This is a genomic window from Candidatus Hydrogenedentota bacterium (genome assembly GCA_016791475.1).
Lineage (GTDB): Bacteria > Hydrogenedentota > Hydrogenedentia > Hydrogenedentales > JAEUWI01 > JAEUWI01.
The window spans coordinates 1-552 of the sequence record JAEUWI010000396.1 but is presented as its reverse complement, the minus strand read 5'-3'; the positions used below and the strand labels follow the sequence as shown (position 1 = coordinate 552).

The following is a 552-nucleotide window of genomic DNA, read 5'->3' as shown; positions in this document are numbered from 1 at the left end:
CAAGGAATGTGCGTTGCCTGGCCGGCGCGCATTAAAGACGCCGGCGGCGTGCGTAACCAGTTCCACCACATGATCGACGTGGCGCCGACAATTCTCGAGGTATGTAAGATTGCGGCGCCGGTGACCGTCGACGGCATCAAACAGCGGCCGATCGAGGGCGTAAGTATGGCTTACACATTCGATGCGGAAAGCGCGGCGGCGCCCACTCGTCGCCGGACGCAGTATTTCGAAATGTTCGGCAATCGCGGCATTTATCACGACGGTTGGTACGCGAACACGAGGCCGATTTCGCCGCCTTGGAACTTGGGAGCGACGCCCGATCCCGACGTCGTCGGCAGTTACCAATGGGAACTGTTCAATCTCGAGGAGGACTGGACGCAAAGCCGCGATCTTGCCGCCGAGCACCCGCAAAAGCTCAAGCAACTACAGGCCGTATTCATGGAAGAGGCCGAGAAATATCGCGTGTTCCCGCTCGATAATTCCTTGGCGACGCGAATGGTGACACCCCGCCCCAGCACGACGGCCGGACGCGATGAGTTCGTATACCGAAGC

1 protein-coding gene is annotated in these 552 nt (G+C 59.8%); it reads left to right on the top strand.

The window, feature by feature from the left end:
• The coding region (locus JNK74_29880) for an arylsulfatase (protein ID MBL7650380.1) at positions 1 to 552 on the top strand (552 nt) is incomplete at both ends.